This is a genomic window from Planctopirus sp. SH287 (assembly GCF_056500625.1).
Window position 1 is genome coordinate 3,019,560 of sequence record NZ_CM151403.1, and the last position, 25,490, is coordinate 3,045,049.

Consider the following 25,490-nt stretch of genomic DNA (forward strand, 5'->3'; position numbering starts at 1 on the left):
GGAATTGCCAGGGTCTATTGTCCTGTCGAATGGTTTACAGCCAGCATCCCTGGCTCTGAGGAGCAGTGTCTATGCGCGCGAGTTCATCTGGTGACTCGATGGCCTCTATTCGCTGGATCAGCGGCCACGCGCGAGGTTGCTCCCGGTCGCTGAGAGTCAGCCATTTCTTATTTGCGACCTGGCTGCTGATACTGTGCCTGATTGTTCCCGCGTCAGACACGCGGGCGTTAACAGCGGTGGCTGATGAAAAGCCTGCGGCTCCTCCCAGAGAGTCAGGTGAGCAGGCCATTGATCAAAAGCCGGTTGCTCCCACAGTTCCCGCTCCTGAAAACCCAGCCGTTCCTGCTTCTCAAGAGACTGCAACCGCTGCCTCTAAAGATACTGGTGTTCCTGCCCCTAAAGACACTGTCAACCGCTTGCCGTTGGGGCAGTTTGTGACGGTCGGCGCTCCCGTGAACGATGCGATTTACAGCCAGATTACCAGCGTGGCTCAACAGCTTCAGGTCACAGCGAGTGCGGAAAATCGTCCAGCCGTTCTTGTCCTGGAAATCGACCCCGGCGTGAGTCCACCCCATCAGGTGCAGGGGTTGGTGCGGTTTCTTCTGTCTGCACAGACGCCGCGTGTTCGCTTCGTGGCGTGGATTCCACAGACACTCACCGGTCGTCAGGCAATGATCGCATTGGCTTGCCAGGATGTCGTGATGGCTCCCAATGCCGAACTGGGGGATTTGGGACGGGGTGAAAAGCTTCCCGAAGAGGATTTACAGTTATTGCGACTGATTGCCACGCGCCGCGTGAATCCTCGCATCAGTCAAGCAGTCTTAACGAGCCTTTCCTCACGCGAAGCCGTCTTGTGGCGCGTGCAATTGGGCCGGGGAAATGCGGCTGATGCTGGTGGTGGTGCGGATGTTCGGTTTGTTGATGCCGAAGAACTCAAACAATTGCAGGCAACTCAAGCCGTGATTGATGAAACACAACGTCTCAAAGAGGCGGGGTTGGTGGGACGATTCAGTGGTGAAACACTGCGAAACTGGGGCATGATTGTTACACAAACAGCCGAGAACAAATCTCAAGTCGCAGAGCTTTATCAACTGCCCAAAGAGTCGATGAGACTGCGCCCCACGAATGAACAGCAAAAAGTGGGAATCGTGCGGTTGGATGGCCCCATTGATCAGATGAATGGGACTTTTCTTCGTCGCCAGATTGCGCGTGCTCAAGCGGATCACGTCGAGACACTCATTGTTGAGATCGATTCGCCGGGTGGGCTGACGACCGTCAGTTCGGAACTGGCTGAACAGGTCGCAAGTCTTTCAGAAGCAGGGATTCGCACCATTGCCTGGGTTCCTCGCCATGCGATCAGTGGAGCCGCCATGGTGGCTATGGGCTGTGACGAAATTTATATGGCACCAGGCGCCAAGTTTGGTGATGTTCTGCCCTTGGAGGCACGCCCTGGTGAAGCTTTTGAACGGGCACCAGACAAAGTCATGACGATTGTTCGAGCCACTTTGCAGGCATTGGCCAAACAGAAAGGGCGTCCGGAAGCGATTGCAGCCGCCATGGCCGACCGCGGAACCCGTGTCTACCGGATGAGTGAAAAAGCCACAGGCCGGGTCTGGTTCATGACAGAAGAGGAAGCCGAAGCGTCATCTGATCTTTGGGAACGTGGCCCTCAGCTGGAAGAAACTCGTGGTGAGATGGTGCTGACCCTGGGCGCTAATCGTGCGGTCGAATTAAAGCTCGCCGACGGAGTGGTTACTGACCTGAACGCGTTGAAAGAGAAGTTGGGGATTCCTGCCGACTTAAGGCTTGTTCCTGTAAAACCAAGTTGGGTCGACTCGCTGGTGTTTATCCTCAACACCACGCCGATGAAAATTTTTCTGCTGATGGTCGCATTGGGGGCACTTTATCTAGAAGCCCATTTCTTCACGGGGCTGCTGAGCATCGTTTCCGCCACGAGTTTTACCCTCTTTTTCTGGGCTGCGTTTCTAGGAGGAACGGCAGGATGGCTGGAAGTCTCCTTGTTTGTGCTGGGAGTGGCTTTGATTCTCATGGAGGTCTTTGTGGTGCCGGGCTTTGGAGTCACCGGAATTTCCGGCATACTCCTGGTGCTGGCTTCGCTGGTGATGGCGATTGAATCGTTCCGCCATGTCGACTTCTGGGGGGCTTCCATGAACGTGGCCCATGGACTGGGCACAATTGCCGCCGCGATGACCGGCGTCATGATTTTTGGCTATTTTGTCAGCAAGTATCTGCCCAGCTTGCCCTGGATGGATTCGATGATTCTCGCTCCTCCCGGTGGTGCAGCGGCCATGGAAATGGTCGGGCGGCCTCGATTACGGCATACAGCAGACGCTGCCATTGTCCATCTTGATCTCGTTGGAGCTAGGGGCGTGGCGACCACAATGTTGCGCCCCTCGGGAAAGGCCCGTGTCGGCCAGCAAACACTCGATGTTGTGAGCGATGGAGGGTTTGTGCCTTTGGGAACCCCGGTTCAGGTCATTTCCGCGGATGGAGTTCGCATTATCGTGCGCCCCATCGAAGAGACGCCCGGTTAATATTTCTCTGTCGCTCGTGACTGAGTTGGAACTTCTGATCGTCTGGAGCAGAATGCCCGCTCGTTGTGTCAGAACGTCTTCTGCCACCGTTGCCCGTATCTCAATTTGCGGCACAGAAAGTTTCCCGATGCCCGCCTGGTATGAAATTGTTCGTGTTGGCAAAGTTTCTTATGGCAAAGCCGTCTTCGCCATCTGTGACATTCCCAAGGGCACGTTGATCGGGAAAGTGACAGGGAAGGTCATCAACGATCCTGAGTATACGTCGTCCTATTGTATCGACCTGGGAGATAACGTCAGTTCGCTCGAACCGCGTGGCCCCTTCCGATACATGAATCACTGCTGTGTGCCCAATGCCAAACTTTATTTGCAAGAGACGGTTTACAAAGACGGAACTCCCGGGCCAACGGAGGTCACTGTTGAGGCCATTGCCGATATTAGTACGGGCGATGAGGTGCGAATTGACTATGCCTGGGACATTGTTGGCGCGATCCCCTGCCTCTGCGGAGCAGCCGAATGTCGGGGGTGGATTATTGATCCGGCACAATTACCCAAACTTCTGAAACGAGAAAAAAAGGCGGCAGCAACCAAGAAAACAGCCGCGAAAACACATAAAGCTCGTGTGTGAAACAGGTTGTGCTTCTTTTGTCCGTCCTGGCTTTTCATGCAAGAGATTGAGTTCAATTAGCCCTGTATGGTTGACGATTGCGAGATCAGTCGCCATTATTCGTGACTTCCGGCGAAATTTGTCAGAGTATTCGGTGCGCACGACTTTGGTCGTGTAGGAGCTTTCTGCATGGGTCGTTATACGGGTCCTAAGGGACGGGTGAATCGTCGACTGGGCGCCATCGTTTTTGAAAACGCGGGAGCAATTCGCGCTCTTGAGCGTCGTGCCAATCCTCCAGGGATGGCTGAACGCCGTCGTAAACTTTCGGCTTACGGTACGGCTCACTTTGAAAAACAAAAGATCAAGTATTATTACGGCTTGCGTGAAGCACAGCTGCGTAAATACTTTGAAATCGCTCGTGGCAAGCGTGGTAACACAGGAGAATTCCTTCTCCTGACTTGCGAACGCCGCCTCGATAATATCATCCGTCGTGCTGGCTTTACCAAGAGCCGTATGCAATCACGACAAGGGATTGTGCACCGTCACTTCCAGCTCAATGGCCACACCGTCGACATTCCGTCGATCCTCGTGAAGCCAGGTGACGTGATCACCCTGCGTAATCGTCCGAATGTCAAGGCTCTCTATGCCGACCTTGTGGAAAGCGCTTCGCTTCCTTCGGTCGACTGGCTGGCTGTTGATCGGCAAGGGTTTGAGATTCGTGTCATCGCTCTCCCAACAGCCACTGATATCAGTCTTCCAGTGGAAATCGGTCTCGTTGTGGCTCTCATGTCGCGATAATTTCGCGAATAACAGACTTGCCTGACGATCAACTCGATTTCACAACGGGAAGTCCAATAGCAGGAAATCAAATATTTGAGAACCCCTCGGAGGTTGCCTTCGAGGGGTTCTTCGTATGATGCTGCATGCTTCTGGTTTTGATGACTCCTCCCGGCCAGCGGGTCAGGTGTTAAGTGAAATCCAGAGAAGCAATTCAACAGTCCCATTTATTGAACTTTTCTATGAGTGATAATAGCTACCCCACGATTCTGCTGTTTGGCGCTCCCGGTGTGGGCAAAGGGACGCAAGGAACGATTCTCGGACAAATTCCGGGATTCTTTCATTTGGCCTGCGGAGATGTCTTCCGCTCGTTGAATATCCGTTCGCCCGAGGGCAAGGAAATTTATGACTTCAGCTCGCGCGGGGAACTGGTTCCCGACGAACTGACTGTTCGTGTCTGGAACAAGGCACTCCTGGGCCATATCGCTGTTTCCCGCTTCCGCCCACCGGAAGAATTGCTGATTCTGGATGGCATTCCCCGCACAGTCATGCAGGCTGAGATCCTGCGATCAACGATCAATGTTCTGAAAGTCGTGCACCTGGTTTGTGCCGATGAAGAGCAGATGATCGATCGCATCAAGCGACGGGCGATTCGTGATAATCGGGCGGATGACGCCTCGGAAGAAGTTATTCGTCGCCGTTTTGAGATCTATCAGCGGGAAAGCGACCCGGTCATCAACTGTTACCCGCCTGATCAAGTCGCCTATGTCGATGCCCTACAGCGGCCCTCAAAAGTCTTGTCTGACATCCTACAGATTCTGATTCCCGTCCAGGCCACTTGGCTTGAGACGTTAAAGAATCAGGACGACTGAAGCTCTTAGGGACTCTTTATTTAGAATAACGAATCACGCGTTTCTGACTCCAATCCTCAATGAATGACGCTTTCCCTTGCCGTAAGAGGTGGTTTCCCTGAGGTCTGTGTTTCGATAGAATCGATGCAAACACGAAAAGTGAGCCGGTTTCGCGGGGGAAAGGTCAATGATGACAACGCTGCTAAGCTCGAAATTATTGACTGCGGAAGAATATGGGCGACTCGAAAACGACGGCCGATTGACGGAACTAGTGTGCGGGAGAATCGTCGAGATGAATCGTCCGTTCACATCGCATGGTTATTTCTTAAGCCGGATCAATGCGCTTTTATGGTCATTTGTGGATAAGAACAACCTTGGCCGAGTCGTCGGTGGTGATGCGGGGGTTGTTACCCAACATGATCCCGATACGGTGCGTGGCCCTGATATCGCGTTTTACAGCTACCAACGGATCCCGGCTGGCTCATTGCCAGAGGGGTATTGGCCTGCCAGCCCTGAACTGGTGATTGAGATTCGTTCCAAAAGTGATCGCTGGAAAGACATCCTGCAAAAAGTGGCTGAATATTTGAATGCCAATGTGCTGACTATTGTGGTGATTGATCCCGACTCGCAGCATGTGCATATCTACTCGGCTGACAATGAAGCAACGATTTTGAACAGCACCGACCGGCTGACATTTCCAGACATTCTGCCGGGTTTTGAAGTCAATGTGGGCAGCCTTTTTGAATAACGCCACGCAATGGTTGAGCGCCTGAGTGAGTCATTCGCTCCCCTCAATTCATTGTCTCGTAATGAATAGAATTTCGTTGAAATGAACCAGACAATGCAGCTGCCCATTATTTCTCTCACCGACTCGCCCAGTCTGCCGATGGTCACCAGTGACCCACAGACAAATTCCAAAGGAACCTACGCCTTCGTCAGCTTGGGCTGCCCCAAGAATCTTGTGGATAGCGAGCGGATGCTGGGGACTCTCGCCCAGGATGGTTACTCACTGGTGCAGAATCCCTCGGGGGCCGACTTTGTCGTGATCAACACCTGCGGCTTCATTGACAGTGCGCGCGAAGAATCAAAATCTGTCATTCGGGAAATGCTGGCCCTCAAGGCCAAAGGTGCCACGCGCGGCGTAATCGTGGCGGGTTGCCTTCCTGAACGAATGGGCGGGACACTCCTGCAGGAAATTCCTGACATTGACCATGTCGTGGGCGTGTTCAGCCGGGAAGAAATTGGTCGTGTGGCCGACCGCATGATCGGTGGTGCTCGTGAGCAGCGGGAAGTCTTTCGTCCGGCTCCGATCCGCGCCATGGATGACCGCGACCGCCTGAGAATTACGCCGCGTCACTTTGCCTATCTCAAAATTTCGGAAGGCTGTGATCGGACTTGTACCTTCTGCGCGATCCCTAAAATGCGTGGCAAGCACATCACCAAGCCCATTGAAATGGTGATTGAGGAAGCTCGCGGGCTAGCCGCAGATGGGGTTAAAGAACTGATTCTGGTCGCGCAGGACACCACTTACTATGGCCTTGATCTTTATGGGCGCGTGCGGCTGGCAGAACTGCTTCGGGAAGTGGAGAAAGTCGACGGTATCGAATGGATCCGGTTGATGTATCTTTACCCGATCCACTTCACTGACGAACTGATCGACACCATTGCCGGCTCAGCCAAAATTCTGCCTTACCTTGATATGCCTTTGCAGCACATAAACGACACCATGCTTCGCCGGATGCAGCGGCGAACCAACCGAGCCGCAACGATTGACCTGCTCGACAAATTACAATCCCGAGTTGCCAACCTGACTATTCGCACCACGTTTATTACGGGATTCCCCGGAGAAACCCAGGAGCAGTTTGAGGAACTCTGTGAATTTGTGGATGAAGGCCGCTTCGCTCGCCTGGGCGCCTTTACCTACTCTTATGAACCAGGGACACCCGCCATCCGACTGCCCGACCATCTTCCTGAAGAACTGAAGCTGGAACGGCAGAACAAGATCATGGAGATTCAGCAGCCACATGCGTTCGCTTTTGCTGATCAATGGATGGGTTATGAACTGGATGCCGTTCTTGATCGCAAGTTGAATGACACCACCTGGGTGGGCCGCTGTTTCTTCGACGCTCCCGATATCGACGCGAACGTCTTCGTCACGGGGGAAGGGCTGAAGGCAGGACAAATGGTTCCCGTAGAAATTACAGCACGAGACGGTTACGACCTCCGCGCTGTTGCTGTGATGGAAGAAGCCAGCTTATCGACCGCCACAGAATAAAATTCCCACCGGTACAGATTCATGTTGCGGCCATATTGGAAGAAGGCACTTGTTGCGCCGTCAGGTATCTGTCGAGACGGCATTTTCAAAATGCCTTAGCTGGCAGCTGTCACTTCCCGGCTCACCGGTAATCGCTACGACATCAATGCGTGCCCTGCGATGAAGCCAGCCCTGCTGCTTAAGATAACTGGTCGCGACTCGTGAAAGCTGCTTTTGCTTTTTCCGATCGACGGCTGCTTCCGGGCGTCCGCATCGATCTGATGATCGCGTCTTCACTTCGACAAAGACCACCGTTTCTCGATCAATTGCCAGAAGATCGATCTCTCCCAGGCGGGTCTTCAAATTTCTCGCCAGGATTTTCCAGCCTTTCTGGCGCAAATATTTTTCCGCAAGCTGTTCACCTCGTGTCCCTAAGGAAACCACGCCTCTGGTCGGACTGATGAGGGAAGCTCGTTGAAGTTGTGAACCCAGCCAGCTTTGGACGACAGACGACCATTCCCTGATGAATCGGCGCATATCAAAAACGGCTCCGCCCGGTTTCTGAACCGCCCGTTCATTGGGCCTGTTTTGATGTCCTGTCTGGTCGTTTGTACTCAACAGGACATCCTTTCTTAAGAAGTCATCAGTAAGAGGGTGAAGTGAACTTCTTTTCTGTGAACGTGTCTGGCTGTCGTGGATTGTCTCTGAAATAGTTGAGGAATTGGCCGGTACTGAGTGGTAAGGGGCGGCTCACCCCTGATGGTTATTGGAGTTCGTTTTTCTCTGTGAGTGTGGCGAACATGCTTTGGTGGTCTGGCAAGCTAAAACGATGAGCAGGACACATTTCTGGCTTCTTCGAGATTTTTTCACAGACGATTGAAGAAAAGATCACACGCGTACACAATGCTCACGCTTGCAGATCATTTCAAGGCCAGATTCCTGGCAGATTTCTTTTTCCTTTTTGAGTTCGCAGAATCCCAGGCAGCCGGCTCGCTGCAATGGTGCACTAATGATTGACACTTATCGACTCGAAACTGACGACCAGGATCACGAAGCTCCGCCACAACCAGAGGTCTTTACGGCTCAGGCAGAATGTGTGATGGTCAGTCCAACTCTTGAGGCTCTGAACCTCCGCTGCGATTCCACCAATGAAAATCGTCAAGTTCATTGGGGGCCGTCGGCATGGCTGCATGGAGCCTCTTTTGCCCAGTTGGATCATGTCGTTGAGCGATTATGGGAGAAGCAATCCCGATTACGTTTACAGGAGGGTTCCCTCCCACGAAATCTGGTGAAACCTGCTCATTTTGCCAAGTCCTCACTTGCTCCTCAGGCATCTCCTGCGCGAAGATTGAGTCGTCAAGCCGTTTATTCACGAGGAGGCCAGATGATTCATAGTGAAACTGTCGGCCGCCCGATGGAGATTCTGCTGGTCGAAGACAGTTTAATGTTCTCACGCATTGCCATCGGTGCGCTGAAAAATAGTCATTTGAGGCACCGCCTCACCTGGGTCACAGATGGAGAGCAGGCGCTCGACTTTGTTCGTCAGGCAGGTATCTTCCAGAAAGCCCCGCGACCAGATCTCATTTTTCTGGATCTTGGCCTTCCTGGAAAAGACGGGCGAGAAATCCTGAGCGAGTTACGTTCAGACCCTGAGTTTCGTTCGATCCCCGTGGTCATCATGACGGCGTCGACTGATGAAGCGACATTCCTGGAGACAGAACGCCTTCAGGTGCAGGGATATCTCACCAAGCCCCTGGATATGGAAAAGTTCAACCGGTTGATGGTGGGTTTGAACCAGTACTGGCATCAAGACATGATCCTGCCACGAGACGCAAGCTGAAAAGTGGCACGCCCCCTTGTTCCGGCAGATCGCGTGACTTGCCCGCAACCATATAGTAGCTATGTATCTATGTAGGGTGAGTTAAGGCTTTGCGCAACCCACCAGAGGGATTGCACCTTAAGCGATTTGCGTCAGGACTATTAGTAGGTCACTTTCGTTTCAGTTGCATATCAGGCGTTTGATCTTGGTACCCACTTCCACGAGAGGTGGCTCAGTTGGCGATATTCAATCGACCTGAGTAGCCAGAGACAAGGGGCAAGCGAAACCAAAGAGGGAATCACGAAAAAAGGATCCGGTAATGGCTGGCAACCATCGCCGGATCCTTTTGATATTTCACAGTTCAAACGTCAGGTTGAATGACCGTTAAACGTCGAGATCTTTCACATCGAGGGCATGCTTCTCAATAAATTCCCGGCGTGGTTCCACTTGATCGCCCATCAGGACACGGAACATTTCATCCGCAGCAGCCGCGTCATCCATCCGAACCTGAAGCAATGTTCGGAAGGCAGGATCCATACTGGTATCCCAAAGTTCTTCCGCGTCCATTTCGCCTAGTCCCTTAAAGCGAGTGACGGTCAGACCATCTTCACCCAGTGACCGCAATTTTTCGAGCAGTTCACGCAAGCTTTGCAGTTTGATGGTGCTCTTTCCCTGGACAATCTGGAACCGGTAAACGAGTTCGCCGTCTTTCATGCCAAAAGGCACAAGATGCTTGAACTGGATGCCTAAGCCGCGCAGGTCAAACAGAACGTCGTTCAATGTACGGATCTCATGGATATCCGTCAGTTGAGCGGCCCCTTCGGTGAGTTTGGCATTCGCTGCCACAGGCTGCACATCCTCGTCAGCCATGTTGAGTTCGGCACCGCGTTTGGCCGCTTCAGCCTGTAGGAAGGTTTCCACTTCTTCACGAGAATGGAACCATTGATCACTGCGGCCAATTGTCACCCGGTACTGGGGCAGTTTGTGAGCCGTGTTAACCAACGGTTCAAGCGATTTCAGCGAAATCCCCCGGCGTTCAAGCAGTTCCAGCGGTTCAGCCAGTCGACGCATGAGCTCGACCACTCGCCGCAGGCTTTCGCCTTCAAATGAGAACCCATCCAGAGGATCGATGAGTTTTGACTCATTCATCCCCAGTTCAATGAGTTCAACCATCATCATGTCGTGGGTTTGCACGTACCGGGTCTTGTTCTTCTGAATGACGCGATAGAGCGGCGGTTGAGCGATATAGATGCAACCATGCTCGACCAGAGCACGCATGTGACGGAAGAGGAAGGTCAGCAGGAGTGTGCGAATGTGGCTGCCGTCGACGTCGGCATCGGTCATCAGAATGATCTTGCCGTACCGCCGCTTGGAGACATCTTCAAACTCAGCCATCGGAGGAATGCCGACGGCCTTAAAGAGGTTTGCAATTTCAGCATTATCGAGGATCTTGACCAGTTGAGCCTTCTCAACGTTCAAAATCTTACCACGAAGGGGAAGGATCGCCTGAGTGTTGGAGTCGCGTCCGGTATCAGCCGATCCACCGGCCGAATCACCTTCCACTAGGTAAAGTTCGGTAATTCCTAATTCACGACTCCGGCAATCCCGCAGCTTTTCCGGCAAGCCACCTGATGTCAGCGCTCCCTTGCGGCGAACCATCTCGCGCGATTTACGGGCCGCTTCACGCGCTTCCGCCGCCATGGCTCCCTTCTGGCAGATCTTTTTAGCAATCCCGGGGTTCTCTTCAAAGTACTTGGTCAGTCCTTCAAAGACGATGGAATTGACGATCCCTTCGACTTCCCCGTTAGACAGTTTCGTCTTTGTCTGTCCTTCAAACTGCGGGTGAGGCACACGGACAGCGATCACGCAGACCAGACCTTCGCGGAAGTCGTCACCAGTCGTATCGACATCTTTGAAGAGGTTCTCACGCTTGCCATAATTGTTGATGGCCCGTGTGAGAGCAGAACGGAAGCCCGACAGGTGCGTGCCCCCTTCCATGTTGTAAATATTATTTGCAAACGCACGGACGGTTTCACTGAAACCATCATTGTGCTGGAGGCAGACCATCACCTTGACGCCGTCAGTCTCTCCGTCGATGGAGAGGATGTCGGAATAGAGTGTGGTCTCGGTGCGGTTCAGGTGTTTGGCAAACTCCAGTAATCCCAGAGGATAATGGAAGTCTTCGGACTGATCGGTACGTTCGTCGTGCAGCTTGATATGAATGCCCGCATTTAGAAACGCCAGTTCCTGTAAGCGTTTGGCCAACACATCAAAGGCAAACTTGCTTTCGGTGAAGATTGTTCCATCGGGCTTGAAGGTAATCTTGGTGCCGGTGGTCTCAGCCAGGCCCAGCTTTGTCAGTTCCGTGGTGCGGGTACCGCGGGCGAAGTCCATCGTCCAGACATGACCTTCGCGGCGGATCTCGGCGGAAAGCCAGTCACTGAGCGCATTGACGGCGGTAATCCCCACACCGTGCAGACCACCAGTGCCTGTCTTATATCCCCCCTGCCGGTCGAATTTACCACCTGCGTGAATCTTGGTGAGCACAATTTCCAATGCCGACTTTCCACCCTGATCAGCCATGGCACCCACGGGAATTCCCCGGCCATCATCGATGACCGAAACACTCCCATCGACATTGATTTTCACAGAGACCCACGTTGCGTAGCCTGCAACGGCTTCGTCGATCGAATTATCGACCACTTCAAAGACGAGGTGATGCAAACCTCGGGTGCCGCGATCACCGATGTACATGTCGGGACGAAGGCGAATCCCCTCGATCCCTTCCAGTGCCCGGATGTTCTTTTCGCTGTATTCGCTAGCGGAATGGGTAGGTGTCTCGGCGGCGTCAGACAACGGTCACTCCCGATTGATAAAGACTGCGCGATGACTCCGGCGCAATCCTCTGCGCACCAAGAGTTTTCGACATCTCAGATGTTACCCGAAATGGGGCAGAAATGACACTCCGTCATGCTCACCAGCCATCCTAAAATCTATGATCCCAAGCCAGCCAGAATGATTCCGCAGGAAGCGAGATTGCCAGATGGCAATTTCCCAAGAAGGAGTTGTGCAACTGATTTCAGGCAAAAGACTTATGGGTTCATTCTCTTGGCCTGGCACCTGGTATCGGAAGATTGGAGCAGAGATGGGCCAACTCAGTTTTCTTCGATACGATACAGCTTTTCATCGCTGCGGTAAAAAATGGCGCCCTTTGAGGGTGCCAGTGTGGCGAGAGTGCGGCCGGGGAGGGTGTTCTCGGCCAAGACCTCAAACTCTTTTCCCGGCTTGAGGACGGTCGTCACTCCCGCTTCATTGGTCACATACAGACGATCCGAGGCATAGACCCAGGACGCAGAATAGTTCCCCGGGATCCGCTGCTGCCAATGGACTTTCCCGGTCTGGAGATCCACGCAAGTCGCGATCCCTCCGTCATTGACGAAGTAAATCTCATCACCAACAACGACTGGCGACGGATTCAGCGGCGCGCCGCGCTTCATCTGCCAGCGAACGTGGGTGTCGGTGATGTCCCCATCTCCCGTCGGATCGATGGCATAAACGACGGGCGTATTATATCCCGATGACACCACGACTAACCCGCCCGCAAAAACTGGCCGGGGGACATTCGAATACCCTTTGGGATAACGCACTTTCCACAACTCTTTACCTGTTGGGGGATCATAGGCAATCACCCACTCTCCCCCCGGACAGACGATCTGTGATTGCAAATGCCCCTTCTCGCGAGGGACTTGAATCAGCAGCGGCGTGCAATAGGCCATCCGGCCTTCTCGTTCGGCCCGCCAGACTTCCTCACCCGTTGTTTTGTTGAGAGCCACAACAAACTGACGATCATCACCGTCGCAACTGATAATCAGGAACTGGTCGACCAACACGGGCGAAGCGGCGGGGCCATGGCGGTGATCATAGGCCAGTTTGGTTTTCCACAGAATCTCCCCCTGCGAACTGAGGCATGCTGTCCCATGGGATCCAAAATGGACAAAGACCCGTTCTTCTTCGACCCAGGCCGTCGGCGACGCATAAGAATTTTTGGAGTGGATCGCACCAGGATCATCTAATTTAAAGACCAGCACATTGTGCAGCACCTGGCCCGAGGTGGAATCAACGCAAATAGCCCGCAATTGGCGGCCATCGTCCACTGCGGTTGTCAGCCAGATCCGTCCATCACGAATGGCGGGCGAACTCCACCCTCGACCGGGGATCGTCGTGACCCAGCCAATATGTTTCTCTTCATCCCATTCCAGAGGAAGCTTGGCTGCACTACCGATCCCTTGCCCGCTTGTCCCACGAAACTGGGGCCAATCTTCAGCCTTTGCACCATTGGCCAGCACCACAGATCCACACAGCATGACCCCGGTGAATCGTGAGATTGAACACGCAAGACCGACGTGAAGCGGCTGCAACCCGCCCTTCTTGCGCGATCGGTTCTGCACAATAGAGGCGGTTCTGATCCGGACGAATAACTTCAGGCAAGCAGCGAAGAAAATCATCATTCATGACACCAGAGAAGACAACAATACAACATGCGTGCCATAGGACGCACTGTCACATGGCACGCATGATCGTCATCAGATTTCTGGCGGTAATCAACCCCTGGTTGACAGAGTAAACGACTTTAGACGACAGAGCATTTCAGAAAACACCTGTAACAAAAAAAGAAGTCCGACCCGATCAATGAGACCAAGCCGGACTTCTTTGAGTTTCACAGATCGTTAAACAGATCCGATGGCCAGTGATTGAAGATTTGCTGGTAACATCCCGCGGATCTTCAATCACCAAACCCGTTGACTTTTACTACTGAGCGGCTGGCTCGCTGGAGGCTTCCGCAGCCAGGGCCAACTGAGGCTCTGGTTCAGAGATGGACGAATCGAACTCAAGGTGCTTAATGTCACCGACTTCCTTCACCACCACCGTCACGCGGTTTTGACCCTCAAATGTCCCCTTGAGCAATTCTTCCGCCAGAGGATCTTCGATGTAGTTTTCCACAGCACGGCGAAGCGGTCGGGCACCGTACTCGGTCGCATTTCCCTTCTCGACGATGAACTCGCGAGCTTCGTCGGTCATGACCAGTTGCATCCCCTTTTCGCCCAGACGCTGGCGAACCTTGGAAAGCTCGATATCCACGATCGACTTCAAATGGTCGCGGGTCAGCGGACGGAAGACGACCAGTTCATCGAGACGTCCCAGAAACTCGGGCTTGAACTCGTTTTCGATCTCGTGCATCAAGCGTTGCTTCATGCGTTCGTAGCTGGAGTCTTCGTCCTGCTTGCCAAAGCCGAACGTGTTCCCCTGGCTGATCACCTTGGCTCCTGCGTTGGTTGTCATGATGAAGATCGTGTTTTTGAAATCCACCTTCCGACCAAAGCTGTCGGTCAAATGGCCTTCTTCCATGATCTGCAGCAGCATGTTGAAGACATCGGGGTGAGCTTTTTCGATTTCATCGAGCAGCACTACCGCGTATGGCCGGCGACGAATCTTCTCCGTCAACTGGCCACCTTCTTCATATCCGACATAACCGGGAGGAGCACCAATCAGGCGACTGACGTTGTGCTTCTCCATGTACTCAGACATGTCGATCTGAACCAGCGCGTCCTGCTCGCCGAACATGAATTCAGCCAGCGTCTTGGCCGTCAACGTCTTACCCACACCGGTCGGGCCAGCAAAGAGAAACACACCGATCGGCCGCTTGGGGTCTTTCAATCCCGAACGGCTGCGACGCACAGCTTTCGCCACTTGCTTGATGGCTTCTTCCTGACTGACAACCCGCTTGTGAAGCTCGGATTCCATCTGGAGCAGACGAACCGCATCTTCGCTTGAAAGCCGTGTCAGGGGAATGCCGGTCATCTTGGAGACGACTTCCGCCACGACTTCCGCATCGACGACACCGTCAGTTTCCTTGGACTTTTCCCGCCATTCGCGGTTAAGGTTTTCCTTCTTCTTCTTGAGCTTGTCTGCCTGATCGCGCAGGGCAGCGGCTTTCTCGAAGTCCTGATTGGCAACCGCTTCTTCCTTGGCCTGGTTCAGACGCTCGACTTCGTCTTCCAGTTCCTTCAGATCGGGGGGTCGAACCATTGACTTCAGCCGCACGCGGGCACCGGCTTCATCGATGACATCGATGGCCTTGTCGGGCAGGCAGCGCGAAGTGATGTAACGATTTGACAGCTCAACAGCCGAAGCGAGTGCATCATCGGTGATCTGCACGCGATGGTGCTGCTCGTACCGATCTCGCAAGCCTTTGAGGATTTCCACCGTTTGACTGGCGCTTGGCGGCTCGACATCCACGCGTTGGAAGCGACGTTCAAGAGCGCCGTCTTTTTCAATGTACTTGCGGTACTCATCAAGAGTGGTGGCACCAATGCACTGCAACTCACCGCGGCTTAAAGCGGGTTTCAGCACATTGGAAGCGTCGATCGCTCCTTCTGCACCACCAGCCCCAACCAGCGTATGAAGTTCGTCGATGAACAGAATCGTGTTCTTGGCACGCTTCACTTCGTTCATCACGGCCTTGATGCGTTCTTCAAACTGGCCGCGATACTTCGTCCCGGCCACCATCATGGCCAGATCGAGAACCACAATTCGCTTATCGCGGAGCAGTTCTGGCACCGAGCCATCGACCACCATCTGAGCAAAACCTTCGACGATAGCGGTCTTACCCACGCCGGCTTCGCCCAGCAGAACAGGGTTGTTCTTCTGGCGACGGCAGAGGATTTGAATCACTCGTTCGATTTCGTTCTCTCGGCCGATCACGGGATCAAGCTTTGACTGACGAGCCAATTCGGTCAGATCCCGACCAAAACTGTCGAGCGCGGGGGTTTTGCTCTTTGAACCTTTTGTGGAGGTCGCGCCACCACCGCCGCCGCCTGCACCGGCTGTGGCAGGATTGCCGCGCTCGCTGGTGCCTTCGCCCCCTTCGATCCCATGACCCAGAAGATTGAGAACTTCTTCGCGGACATCTTCCAGCTTGAGTCCGAGGTTCATCAGCACTTGAGCGGCAACACCTTCCTGCTCCCGGATCAGTCCCAGGAGGAGGTGTTCTGTACCGACATAATTGTGGTTGAGGTTGCGGGCCTCTTCCATCGCATATTCGATCACCTTCTTGGCTCGTGGTGTCTGCGGGAGCTTGCCCATGGTGACAAGTTCCGGGCCGCTCTGGACGATCTTTTCAACTTCGAGGCGGATCTTGCGAAGATCGACATCGAGGTTTTTGAGAACGTTCGCAGCGACGCCCGAGCCTTCTTTAACCAGCCCCAGAAGAATATGCTCGGTTCCGATGTATTCGTGATTGAACCGCTGGGCCTCCTGGTTGGCCAGCTGCATCACTTTACGGGCGCGATCAGTAAAACGTTCGTACACGGCGATTCTCCAACAGTGGAGGGTTCAGACTCCGATGCCATTATTCTGGAAACAATTCCGTCGATGCACAGCGTGTCTTGTGAAGGAACTTGGTGAAACAGCAGCTTATGTACCAAACGGCGATAGTTTCGTCGCCTTCATCAGATCCTCGGGATTCTAGTAGTGCTCAGCCGGAGAGACAAGCTAGACCTTTGCAGTTCCTTGATGACGGAAGTTCAATCATTGTTTGATCTAACGTGCAAATGAGCGGTGCCCTGCTGTGAGAGCGTTCAGTTTCTTGAACTTCAGTGGTTTTTCTTTCACTCTGGGTTGGCCTTTATCGACAAAGCCGGTTTCTACCAGACCAAATGTCCTGCTTGAGGTTTTCTGCCAGTCATGGAACACATTCTGACAGCCGCTGCCAAACGCACAATTGAAACCGCCAGTCGTCTGCTGGTGCAGCAACCCCAGATGTTTATAGAGATTTCAGATGATCATGGCGTGGTGCTGATGGAGAATTGGCACGTCGAGAAAGCTGTTTTTGCCGCATTGCTCGAAGAAGAATCCGTGGCGCAACAACGCCTGGTGGATCAAGGATTGGATATTGATGATTTACGTGAACGGTTGTGGCGATATGAAAATGCTTCCGCTTACGCCTCAATGTTCCCGGAATTCGCAGATCTCACAGAAGCAGACAGTGATTTTCAGGATTCTGGTTTGATTCAACCCAGGGGAGCAGAAGCCCCTGTTTCTCACCCGGAAAACAATGGGTACGCCGCCGCATTAGAACGCCTGATTCGCCAGGCAAAGCATGCGGCTCATCACATGTCCTCCTCATCGGAAGTGGGAAGCGAACACTTATTGCGTGCCTTGTTCGAAGTTAACGGCTGGCTAAACCATTGGCTGTCGGAAGAAGATTTGGTGCCATTGGCTGAAAACACCGTCTCATCGACCGCAAATTCCCAGGCATTGGTTGGCCCGCCACTGGAGTATGACGCCATTCAGCTTCCCGATGTCGCCCCGCCCCAAAATCTGACGGCGGTCTATCGCCTGCTGGATGCTTCAGCCAATCGGGCGAGAGAAGGCTTGCGGGTCATCGAAGATGCGGCCCGGATGATTCACAACGAGGGATGGCTTTCCCGTCAGTTGAAAGAATTAAGACATACCCTCTCGGCGGCTCTCAGATTGCTGCCCGAAGAGGACTTACTGACCAGTCGTGATACTCCGGGCGATGTGGGAACCGTGATTGCAACGAAGTCTGAGTCGGCTCGCTCGTCAGCGGATGATGTCGTTGCAGCCGGGTTCAAGCGGCTTCAGGAATCATTGCGCTCGCTGGAAGAATATGGCAAAATTGTTGATGGCTATTTTGCATCACGCATTGAGCCGATTCGTTATCAGTCTTACACGATTGAAAAGTCGTTCCGTCTGAATGCACTGTCGCTCAAAACGCTGCATGAGAGACAACTCTACCTGCTGTTAACGGAAAGCTTGTGTCGGCTTCCACTGGGACAGACATTAACGGCGGCACTGCGGGCGGGCGTTCGCCTTGTCCAGATCCGCGAAAAAACGATGTCCGACCGATTGCTGCTCGATCTTGCCCGTCGAGTCCGCGATCTGGCCCGTGAATACAATGCTCTGGTGGTAATGAACGACCGCCCCGATTTAGCCGCACTGGCAGAACTCGACGGCATTCATGTCGGGCAGGATGAATTGACAGTAGCGCAAGTACGGCAGATCGTCGGGCCACGCATGCTGGTGGGTGTTTCGACCCATTCACTGGCTCAGGCCGAAGCAGCAGTGATTGACGGAGCCACGTATATCGGCGTGGGGCCGACGTTTCCGACAAAAACGAAGTCATTTACAGACTTTGCCGGTCTGCAGTTTATCCAGGAGATTTCCCGCGAAATAACCCTGCCATCATATGCGATCGGCGGCATCACGGCGGACAATTTGTCTGCTGTTGTTGAAGCTGGTGCCACACGAGTCGCTGTTTCCAGTGAGATTTGCAGCGCGGAAGACCCTTATGACACCACACAGAGGCTCATGGAGATTCTTATGCCTTTACGGATTGTCACCGAAGAATAAAGGGGGAAGTAATCGGAATGAGCGTGTGCTAAAAGCATCGCTGCCAGAAAAATCTTATCCGGCACTCCTTATCTGGACTCATTGAAATTATCTGGAACACTGAAATGGGCCGTTTCAGGCTGACCTCTGATCGCACTGCACGAAAATGATACCGACCGCAACGCACAATCCCGCGACGCCCATGGCGATTGTCAGTTGATCACCACGCAATACAGCGGAAAGTGCAATTCCCATCAGAGGCGTCAGAAAACTGAAGATGGCAATCTGCGAAGCGCTGTGCCATTTTAACAACCATGTCTGGAGACCGAAGCACAGGCCGCCGACAAGGACACCCTGGTAAAAGAGGGCAACCCACCCCACGGGCGTCACAAGTTCCCAGGCGACATGTTCTGTGCTGAAACTCACGACAGCGAACATGGCAACAGCCACAACATCATGCCAGAAGATCAGTTGCGTGGCATTGATGACCTTCAGTGCCTGTTTGGAATAAAGCATCTTGGCTGCAAACAAGAACGCGCTGAGCAGCGTAATCAGATCTCCAGCCAGGCCGGGCGTATCACGTTGTGAGTGGCTAACGGGATCATCCGAGATCAACAGAGCTGTTACACCAACCATGGCCAGCCAGAAGCCTCCCCACGCCCAGTAGCCCAACCGGTACTGACGGGTGATGAAATGGTCACAGACCACCACAAAGAAGACATAGCTATTAATAAGCAGCGATGAATGGCTGGAACTCGACCACGCGACGCCAAGGGTAAACGTCCAGATCTGTAAAGCCAGTAATGTGCCGGCAATCAGCACCGGAACAAACTGGCCGCTTTTCAGAGCCAGCGGCGCCCGTTCGATGAAACACCAGCCCAGCATGAAGACGGTGGCAAGCAGAAAGCGGATACCAGCAATGGCAACGGGCGGCAGCACATCTGCCGAAAAGCTCGTGGCCACAGGATTCCCGGCCCAAAGCAGTACGGTGAGCATTGTCAGCGTAAACGTGATAGCCGTTAAAGGCTGTGATCGAGACAACACTTCCGGCTCCCTTTTGACACCCGATTTGTCCACGCCGCCGTCAAATTCGCACATCAGTTGTCGATCGTGGAGCATCAAACGTGAACTGACAGGTTAAGCGATAGGCAGCGAGCAGGCCAACGAGCCTGCGTACAAGCTCTCTAATCCGTCAGGACAGAGTGGTCGTACCACTTGAAAACCAGGTATTGGCGACTTAGCACGAATTTTGTCATTTCTTCAGAAAATGATAGGTAGACTGAAGTGAGGTCTCCCGCCATTGGCGGATCAAACGATCGACTACGCTGTTCCCTATTTCAAGGTTGTCTATGCAACGTCACATTTTCCTGGGTCTGGGCATGGCCCTCTTGGCTTCAACATCTCTGGTGTTCGCACAACCGCCCAGTGCTGCACCGGCTCCCGCTAAAGCAGCCAAAGGGGCTGACGCCTCACCAGCAGCCCCGGAAAATCCGGAATTGGCCGCGGTCAGAGCCACCTCAAAGGCCTTCGTGGAAGCCTTCAATCGTGCAGACGCCAAAGCTGTGGCCGAACTTTGGACAAAGGACGGCGAATACTCAGCCGGGAATGGCCAGTTGTTTGTCGGGCGGGAATCAATCAAAGCAGAATACACCGCTTTTTTTGCCGCCAATCCCAAGTTGAAAATTCAGGTCACCATCGATTCGTTGCGGCTCTTGAGCGACACGACCGCGATTGAGGATGGAAGAACCTACCTGGCCCCCACGATCCCCGGCGCTCCGCCCTTTGCCCGATACACCGCAGTGCATGTTAAAGAGAATGGTCATTGGAAAATGGCCAGCGTTCGCGATCTGCCTGCCGCCATCCCGGCGGCTCGCCGTCAGTTAGCCGACCTGGATTGGCTGGTCGGAAAATGGGTGGCAGAAGAACATGGTTCAGTCAGCGAATCGGTCTTTGAGTGGGTCGCAGACAAGAGCTTTCTGAAGCGTTCCTATACCATCAAGCATCATGACAAGAGAGTGACATCTGGTCTTCAGTTGATTGGCTACAGCCCGACCAGTGGGCAGATTCAGTCCTGGAATTTTGGATCGGATGGATCGGTGGCCATTGGCATCTGGACACCGGAAGAAAAAGGATGGGCGGCAGCCGTCCGAGGCATCACCATCGATGGAACTGAGACTTTTGCGATTAACCTTCTGACACCAATCGATCAGAACGCCCAGAGCTGGCGTTCCATCGCCCGACGGATTGGCGATGTCCCACTTCCCGATACTCAAGAGATTATTCTGAAGAGACAGCCTTAAGTTTTCATGGCCAGATTCCGGCTGGAAAATTTTAGGCGGTCGCTGAGTTTGCAATTCGTGTTTTCATTCCAGAAACATCCCTCAAATTGAGGACGATTATTATGGTTCGCTACGTTTGGTCTCCGATGGTGTGCGTATTGATTGGTCTGGCAGCAGCCGGGCCATGCTTTGCCCGTGGTTTTGGCGGTGGCGGTGGTGGCCGCGGCGGCGGGGGTGGCGGTTTCAGTGGAGGAGGCGGTGGAGGCCGTAGCTTTGGCGGCGGCGGTGGTTTCAGTGGGGGCGGTGGCGGTGGAGACCGTAGTTTTGGTGGCGGCGGCGGTGGCGGTTTCAGTGGGGGCGGCGGTGGAGACCGTAGCTTTGGTGGCGGCGGCGGTGGTTTCAGCGGCGGTGGAGGCGGTGGGAGCTTTGGAGGCGGTGATCGCAACTTCGGCGGTGGCGGTAGTGGTTTTAGTGGAGGCGGTGGGGCCGGAAATTTTGGAGGTGGTGGCTTTGACCGGGGCAATCTCGGCGGTGGCGGTCTCAACGGGGGCGGTGGCTTTGACCGCGGAAACCTGGGTGGCGGAAATCTCGGTGGCGGTGGGAGTGTTGACCGCGGGAATTTAGGCGGAGGCAGTTTCGACCGGGGCAATCTGGGAGGAGGAGGTCTCAACGGGGGTGGTAATTTCGACCGTGGCAGCCAGGGCTTCAACAACGCTCCCAGCCGAAGCCAGTTAAATAGTTTTCTTGGCTTGCCATCTGACGAAGGTATGCACGGACTGAGTGGGGCGAATAGTGCCGTCGATGTCAATCACGGTTCCTATGATGGCCCGCGAGGCGGATCAGCATCGGGAACAGCCGTCACTGGCCCCGCAGGAAATACTTATGGCCGCGGCGCGGCTGAAGGCCCCAATGGCGGAGCGGTGGCAGGTCGTGGGGTGGAAGGTAAGAACGGAGCAGCAGCCGGACAAGGGATTGCTGTTGGCCCCAATGGTGGCGTCGCAGCAGGCGAGGGTGTTCGCGGCGCGAATGGAGCAGAAGCGGGACGCGGGGTTGCTGTCGGCCCGAATGGTGGCGCTGTCGCTGGCGAGGGTGTTCGCGGTGCGAACGGAACGGTAGCGGGCCGGGGAGTCGCTGTTGGCCCGAACGGTGGCGCGGCCGCTGGGCGATTTGTATCAGGCTATACGCCAATGTCGCCCACAAACCGGTACACTGTCGCCAACGGCTGCCGTGGCAACTTTAATAACTACAACTACTATGGCCACGGCTGGTACAACGACCATCCCGGTGCCTGGTTCGCGACAGGTTGGGTGGCTGGTGCTGCCTGGAACACGGCCTCCTGGGCACTGGCCGCTCCTTATTGCGGTTTCTATAACGTTCCACCGGTTTATTATGACTACGGCAACAATGTCGTCTATCAGAACGATCAGGTTTACGTCAACAACCAGGATATGGGAAGCCAGTCCGATTACTACAACCAGGCCTCCAGCCTGGCGAGCGTAGGGACAGAACTGCCCGTGACCAACCAGGGAGACTGGCTACCGCTGGGTGTGTTCCTCCTTTCCATGAGTGGTCAGACCAATTCCACCACCACAGTTCAACTGGCCGTCAATAAGGCTGGCGTGATTCGTGGTAACATGGTGGATTCAGCGACCAACAAGACCGAAACGATCTCGGGGGCAGTGGATGAAGCTTCTCAGAAAGTCGCGTTTACGGCCGGTAATAACACCACCACCGTTTATGAGACGGGGCTGTACAATCTGACCAAAGACGAAGCACCAGCTCTGGTTCACCTGGGCAAAGACAAGACTGAGCAATGCTTGCTCGTACGAATTAAGAAGCCTGCAAACGGACAGGACGGATCAGGAGGCGGGGCTTCTTCAAATAGCAACAGCACCGGAGTTCAGGTCACCCCCGGATCGTCAAATCCATAAGGTTGATGAACTCTGAATAGGGCGTCAGCAATACGATGACACCACATTCAGACCTGTTTGCCATGTGCATGTGAAAGACAGAAGCCTCGCAACAGCCATGATGTGCCGTTGCGAGGCTTCTATTTTATTCCATTGATGTTAAGCCATGCTGATCAGGTTTTAAGCTATGGTTTTGGGCCAATAGGACGGGTGCCTTTGCCGTGTCGGGCTTTCAGGTCGAAGAGGCCGAAGATTTCTGAGGCAGTTAATGAACGGCCAGCGTCGACATCGTCCCCATCACCAAGAATGGACTTGAAGAGATCCCGTTTCTCGGTCAGGACGCGATCAATCTTCTCTTCAATCGTGTCTTTGCAGATGAATCGCGTCACAATCACCTGGCTTTTGCAGCCAATACGGTGAGCACGGTTGATGGCCTGATCTTCAATAGCCGGGTTCCACCAGCGATCATAGAGGAAAACATATCCCGCAAATTGCAGATTAAGCCCCACCGCTCCTGTGGCATAACTCATCAGAATGATGTGTTTCGTGGGATCTTCCTTGAACTGCTTAAGAACCGGTTCGCGGAGCTTGGTCGGAATGCCACCGTGATAAACGAGCGGGCCGAAGCGTTCTAACTTGTTTTTCAGGAAGTCGATGGTCTTTGTCCATTGGCTGAAAAGAATCGCCTTTCCACCACTGGCCGCCACTTCTTCCATATCCGCTTCAAGACGGTCGAACTTCGCACTCTCGCCGGTCAGTGGATCCCAGTTTGTGATCTGCTTGAGTCGCATCACCAGTTCAAACACATGCTGAATTGAAATGGAATCCCCCATCTCATTCAGTTGAATAACGCCTTCTTTTTCAGCCGTTTCATAGGTATAGCGCTGAGCCGGTGTCAGTTCAAGAATCGCGTCGCGATCGAGTCGCGGCGGCATATCCTTCATCACCAGATCTTTGGTGCGTCTGAGGATGAATTCCTGTGATAGTGACTGCAATTGCTTTAAGTCGGGGGAACTATTAGGAGGCACGACTTCCAGAAACTCGTAGAGCGCTCCCAGTTCTTCAGGGCGATTTTCGATAGGCGTTCCCGTCAGTGCCCAGGATCGGCGACGAGGGATGGCACGGGCGGTTTCAGCCGTACGCGAGGTGCGATTCTTGATGCGCTGCGCTTCATCCAGCACGACAAGATCAAACTTGGGGAACTCATCGCCAAAGTTAGCCACATCGCGCACCAGCGTTTCATAGTTCACGATGAGCACAGGAACGCCCGGCATCGTCCAGGTAATGCGGCGGCGATCAGTGTCTCCTTCAACGACCACGAATGGCAGTTCTTCAGCCCATGTGCGAAATTCTCGCTGCCAGTTGGGAAGCAGCGGCTTCGGACAGACCAGCACCACACGTCGAACCTGCCCGCTACGAACCAGCAGGCGGATCGCGGTGATTGTCTGCATCGTTTTTCCCAGGCCCATTTCGTCAGCCAATAGGGCTGCATCATGCGAAAAGAGCCAGGCAATCCCTTCGTACTGATAAGGGAACGGTTCAAAGGGCATGATCAGTTCCTGCCCTTTCAGCCACGTTTGCAATGGAGGCTGGAGCAGATAGAACAACCGATCCTCTAACGTCAGTACGCCGGCTGGTGGTCGGATACGTGTCAGCTTGGGGGCGGGTTGTTCCGCCAGCGCTTCTTCAGACTTCGTGATCAAATCACCAGCGGTCACTTGCTCGCTGGCCACAGCGTCAGTCGCTGGTTCTACGACGCCTGTGGTCGCTACTGGCTCCTCTTCTGAAACCGTTGCCACTTTTTCGTTTTTGGGCTTCGCTGGGGGAAGGAATTCCATCCCTTCGGGAAACTTGAGACCAAAGGTCTGGATGCGGGGGGCATGAGGTTTCCATGCCGGGCCTAAGGGGATGGACTTCAGGAGCGGCGTGCTTTCGGCATCAAGCTTGGGAGTCCGCTGGAGGGCACTGTTTATCCCGGCAAAATGGACATCTGCCCCCATCTTCAATGAGATATCCTGTGTCTCGGGAGCTTGTGCGTCGGGTTCTTCAAACTGAGCGAGTGATTCCAACGCTTTCGGCAACCAGTGAGGCGCCGGAACAGCACCGTCTGCCGGCCTTTTGCCCGAACTATTGCCAAGGCCATTGCCAGGACTTGTACCTGTGCCAGTAGCCTGGTTGGCCTGCTCATGTTCGAGAGCGGTGGTGCTTCGAGTTGAAGAAGAATCATCCATGATCTTCGTTTCCGCTCTGAACTTGTAGGATCACCAACCCAATTTGAGTTGTGTTGATAAGTAGTGCCGTGTCACGGCTTTGTCTTAGGGTTGATGTCGCCGCAACGTCCTCCGTTGTCGGACTTGACGGCCTGTTCAACCCTGCTTTTCAACTTTGACAATGCAGTAGGAAACCCTGGTCGTGATGGTGATCAGGCGCGACCGGTTGCGACTTTCATCGTTTCCTGAAGCGCTTCGCGAATCCGATCAAACGGCTCTTTCAAATCGGCTGACGTCGGGACATCTTTGCACTGATGAGCGACATGCTCCATCTCGGCATCATGCGCACTGTGAAACTCCAGGTGCCGATTCCCAATGCGGAGCGTGCTTTTCCCTTCGTCGCTGAAGCAACCGACAGGGATATTCACATGCTCGCGAAGTTCAATCAGCCCTTCGTCTTCCGTCAGCACGAGATGCGGCTTCACACCCACCTTCTCGAGAAGCGTTTTTCCAATCAGTTCACTGAGCAGATAGGGCCGCAATGTCGGGCCGTACAGGATCTGCTGTGTCCGGTTGGGCTTCACAGGAGTGGTACATTGAAACTCAAGGGGACGACCGAACCGGTTGGTCACCAGGAGACCACCGATAAACCCCCGCTCGGGGTCTTCCACGGCTGTCAGGAAACCGAGGCGGAGCTGATCCTTCTTGGCCTGATCCGACATCCAGAGTAATCCTCAGAAAGCTCAGAAGAGGGAAACTGCCCATCGCAATGGTCTTGATCGTCGAGGGCACCGCGAGACTTGAGCGGGAACGGCTCTTC

Annotated in this window: 17 protein-coding genes; 10 read left to right on the plus strand and 7 right to left on the minus strand. The window is 54.0% G+C overall.

Annotated elements, in window-relative coordinates; translation table 11 throughout:
* Positions 1 to 71: 71 nt before the first annotated feature.
* The 6 genes from SH287x_RS11130 (at position 72) to rimO (ending at position 7,062) form a co-directional block, all read left to right on the plus strand.
* Positions 72 to 2,555 carry an NfeD family protein gene (locus SH287x_RS11130; protein ID WP_479514385.1) on the plus strand — a complete coding sequence of 828 codons (2,484 nt, stop codon included), beginning with the start codon at positions 72 to 74 and terminating at the stop codon, positions 2,553 to 2,555.
* A 127-nt stretch (positions 2,556 to 2,682) separates the two neighbouring features.
* Positions 2,683 to 3,180, plus strand: a complete 498-nt coding sequence (locus SH287x_RS11135) for an SET domain-containing protein-lysine N-methyltransferase (RefSeq protein ID WP_479514386.1) — start codon at positions 2,683 to 2,685, stop codon at positions 3,178 to 3,180.
* Between the two features lie 168 nt (positions 3,181 to 3,348).
* The gene (rpsD, locus tag SH287x_RS11140; RefSeq protein WP_479514387.1) at positions 3,349 to 3,957 is read left to right on the plus strand and encodes a 30S ribosomal protein S4; all 609 of its coding nucleotides are present in this window, start codon (positions 3,349 to 3,351) and stop codon (positions 3,955 to 3,957) included.
* A gap of 221 nt (positions 3,958 to 4,178) precedes the next feature.
* A complete protein-coding gene (locus SH287x_RS11145) occupies positions 4,179 to 4,808 on the plus strand; it encodes an adenylate kinase family protein (protein WP_479514388.1) in 630 nt (209 codons plus the stop codon).
* 169 nt (positions 4,809 to 4,977) lie between these two features.
* A complete protein-coding gene (locus tag SH287x_RS11150; RefSeq protein ID WP_479518698.1) occupies positions 4,978 to 5,535 on the plus strand; it encodes a Uma2 family endonuclease in 558 nt (185 codons plus the stop codon).
* Between the two features lie 93 nt (positions 5,536 to 5,628).
* The gene (gene rimO, locus SH287x_RS11155; RefSeq protein WP_479514389.1) at positions 5,629 to 7,062 is read left to right on the plus strand and encodes a 30S ribosomal protein S12 methylthiotransferase RimO; all 1,434 of its coding nucleotides are present in this window, start codon (positions 5,629 to 5,631) and stop codon (positions 7,060 to 7,062) included.
* Positions 7,063 to 7,122: 60 nt separating this feature from the next.
* On the opposite strand, the gene SH287x_RS11160 is transcribed toward rimO, so the two are convergent.
* Positions 7,123 to 7,659, minus strand: a complete 537-nt coding sequence (locus SH287x_RS11160; protein WP_479514390.1) for a YraN family protein — start codon at positions 7,657 to 7,659, stop codon at positions 7,123 to 7,125.
* A 391-nt stretch (positions 7,660 to 8,050) separates the two neighbouring features.
* On the opposite strand from SH287x_RS11160, the gene SH287x_RS11165 reads away from it, so the two are divergent.
* Positions 8,051 to 8,881 carry a response regulator gene (locus SH287x_RS11165; protein WP_479514391.1) on the plus strand — a complete coding sequence of 277 codons (831 nt, stop codon included), beginning with the start codon at positions 8,051 to 8,053 and terminating at the stop codon, positions 8,879 to 8,881.
* Between the two features lie 363 nt (positions 8,882 to 9,244).
* On the opposite strand, the gene SH287x_RS11170 is transcribed toward SH287x_RS11165, so the two are convergent.
* The 3 genes from SH287x_RS11170 to SH287x_RS11180 form a co-directional block, all read right to left on the minus strand.
* On the minus strand, positions 9,245 to 11,716 hold the full coding sequence (locus SH287x_RS11170) for a DNA gyrase subunit B (protein ID WP_479514392.1): 2,472 nt from the start codon (positions 11,714 to 11,716) through the stop codon (positions 9,245 to 9,247).
* Positions 11,717 to 12,015: 299 nt separating this feature from the next.
* On the minus strand, positions 12,016 to 13,224 hold the full coding sequence (locus SH287x_RS11175) for a PQQ-binding-like beta-propeller repeat protein (protein WP_479514393.1): 1,209 nt from the start codon (positions 13,222 to 13,224) through the stop codon (positions 12,016 to 12,018).
* A 445-nt stretch (positions 13,225 to 13,669) separates the two neighbouring features.
* Positions 13,670 to 16,228: an ATP-dependent Clp protease ATP-binding subunit gene (locus SH287x_RS11180; protein ID WP_479514394.1), complete on the minus strand. Its 2,559-nt coding sequence runs from the start codon at positions 16,226 to 16,228 to the stop codon at positions 13,670 to 13,672.
* A gap of 375 nt (positions 16,229 to 16,603) precedes the next feature.
* Here SH287x_RS11180 and SH287x_RS11185 point away from each other — a divergent pair, with 375 nt between their 5' ends.
* Complete coding sequence (locus SH287x_RS11185; RefSeq protein ID WP_479514395.1) at positions 16,604 to 18,292, plus strand: thiamine phosphate synthase; 1,689 nt, start codon at positions 16,604 to 16,606, stop codon at positions 18,290 to 18,292.
* Positions 18,293 to 18,406: 114 nt separating this feature from the next.
* Here the strand turns inward: SH287x_RS11185 and SH287x_RS11190 are convergent, their stop codons facing one another.
* Complete coding sequence (locus tag SH287x_RS11190) at positions 18,407 to 19,315, minus strand: DMT family transporter (RefSeq protein ID WP_479514396.1); 909 nt, start codon at positions 19,313 to 19,315, stop codon at positions 18,407 to 18,409.
* 305 nt (positions 19,316 to 19,620) lie between these two features.
* On the opposite strand from SH287x_RS11190, the gene SH287x_RS11195 reads away from it, so the two are divergent.
* Both SH287x_RS11195 and SH287x_RS11200 read left to right on the plus strand, forming a co-directional pair.
* Positions 19,621 to 20,571, plus strand: coding sequence for a YybH family protein (locus SH287x_RS11195; protein WP_479514397.1), 951 nt, complete (start codon positions 19,621 to 19,623; stop codon positions 20,569 to 20,571).
* Positions 20,572 to 20,672: 101 nt separating this feature from the next.
* Positions 20,673 to 22,481 (plus strand): protocadherin, encoded by a 1,809-nt coding sequence (locus tag SH287x_RS11200; protein WP_479514398.1) that lies wholly within the window; start codon positions 20,673 to 20,675, stop codon positions 22,479 to 22,481.
* A 164-nt stretch (positions 22,482 to 22,645) separates the two neighbouring features.
* On the opposite strand, the gene SH287x_RS11205 is transcribed toward SH287x_RS11200, so the two are convergent.
* The gene (locus tag SH287x_RS11205; protein ID WP_479514399.1) at positions 22,646 to 24,691 is read right to left on the minus strand and encodes a DEAD/DEAH box helicase; all 2,046 of its coding nucleotides are present in this window, start codon (positions 24,689 to 24,691) and stop codon (positions 22,646 to 22,648) included.
* Between the two features lie 191 nt (positions 24,692 to 24,882).
* Positions 24,883 to 25,392 (minus strand): hypothetical protein, encoded by a 510-nt coding sequence (locus SH287x_RS11210; protein WP_479514400.1) that lies wholly within the window; start codon positions 25,390 to 25,392, stop codon positions 24,883 to 24,885.
* Positions 25,393 to 25,490: the final 98 nt, after the last annotated feature.

Coding starts and splice junctions, on each gene's coding strand:
- rimO (WP_479514389.1), top strand. CDS start 5,629: ATGCAGCTGCCCATTATTTCTCTCACCGACTCGCCCAGTCTGCCGATG.
- SH287x_RS11135 (WP_479514386.1), top strand. CDS start 2,683: ATGCCCGCCTGGTATGAAATTGTTCGTGTTGGCAAAGTTTCTTATGGC.
- SH287x_RS11130 (WP_479514385.1), top strand. CDS start 72: ATGCGCGCGAGTTCATCTGGTGACTCGATGGCCTCTATTCGCTGGATC.
- SH287x_RS11150 (WP_479518698.1), top strand. CDS start 4,978: ATGACAACGCTGCTAAGCTCGAAATTATTGACTGCGGAAGAATATGGG.
- SH287x_RS11145 (WP_479514388.1), top strand. CDS start 4,179: ATGAGTGATAATAGCTACCCCACGATTCTGCTGTTTGGCGCTCCCGGT.
- SH287x_RS11185 (WP_479514395.1), top strand. CDS start 16,604: ATGGAACACATTCTGACAGCCGCTGCCAAACGCACAATTGAAACCGCC.
- SH287x_RS11195 (WP_479514397.1), top strand. CDS start 19,621: ATGCAACGTCACATTTTCCTGGGTCTGGGCATGGCCCTCTTGGCTTCA.
- SH287x_RS11175 (WP_479514393.1), bottom strand. CDS start 13,224: ATGCTGTGTGGATCTGTGGTGCTGGCCAATGGTGCAAAGGCTGAAGAT.
- SH287x_RS11205 (WP_479514399.1), bottom strand. CDS start 24,691: ATGGATGATTCTTCTTCAACTCGAAGCACCACCGCTCTCGAACATGAG.
- SH287x_RS11210 (WP_479514400.1), bottom strand. CDS start 25,392: ATGTCGGATCAGGCCAAGAAGGATCAGCTCCGCCTCGGTTTCCTGACA.
- rpsD (WP_479514387.1), top strand. CDS start 3,349: ATGGGTCGTTATACGGGTCCTAAGGGACGGGTGAATCGTCGACTGGGC.
- SH287x_RS11200 (WP_479514398.1), top strand. CDS start 20,673: ATGGTTCGCTACGTTTGGTCTCCGATGGTGTGCGTATTGATTGGTCTG.
- SH287x_RS11165 (WP_479514391.1), top strand. CDS start 8,051: ATGATTGACACTTATCGACTCGAAACTGACGACCAGGATCACGAAGCT.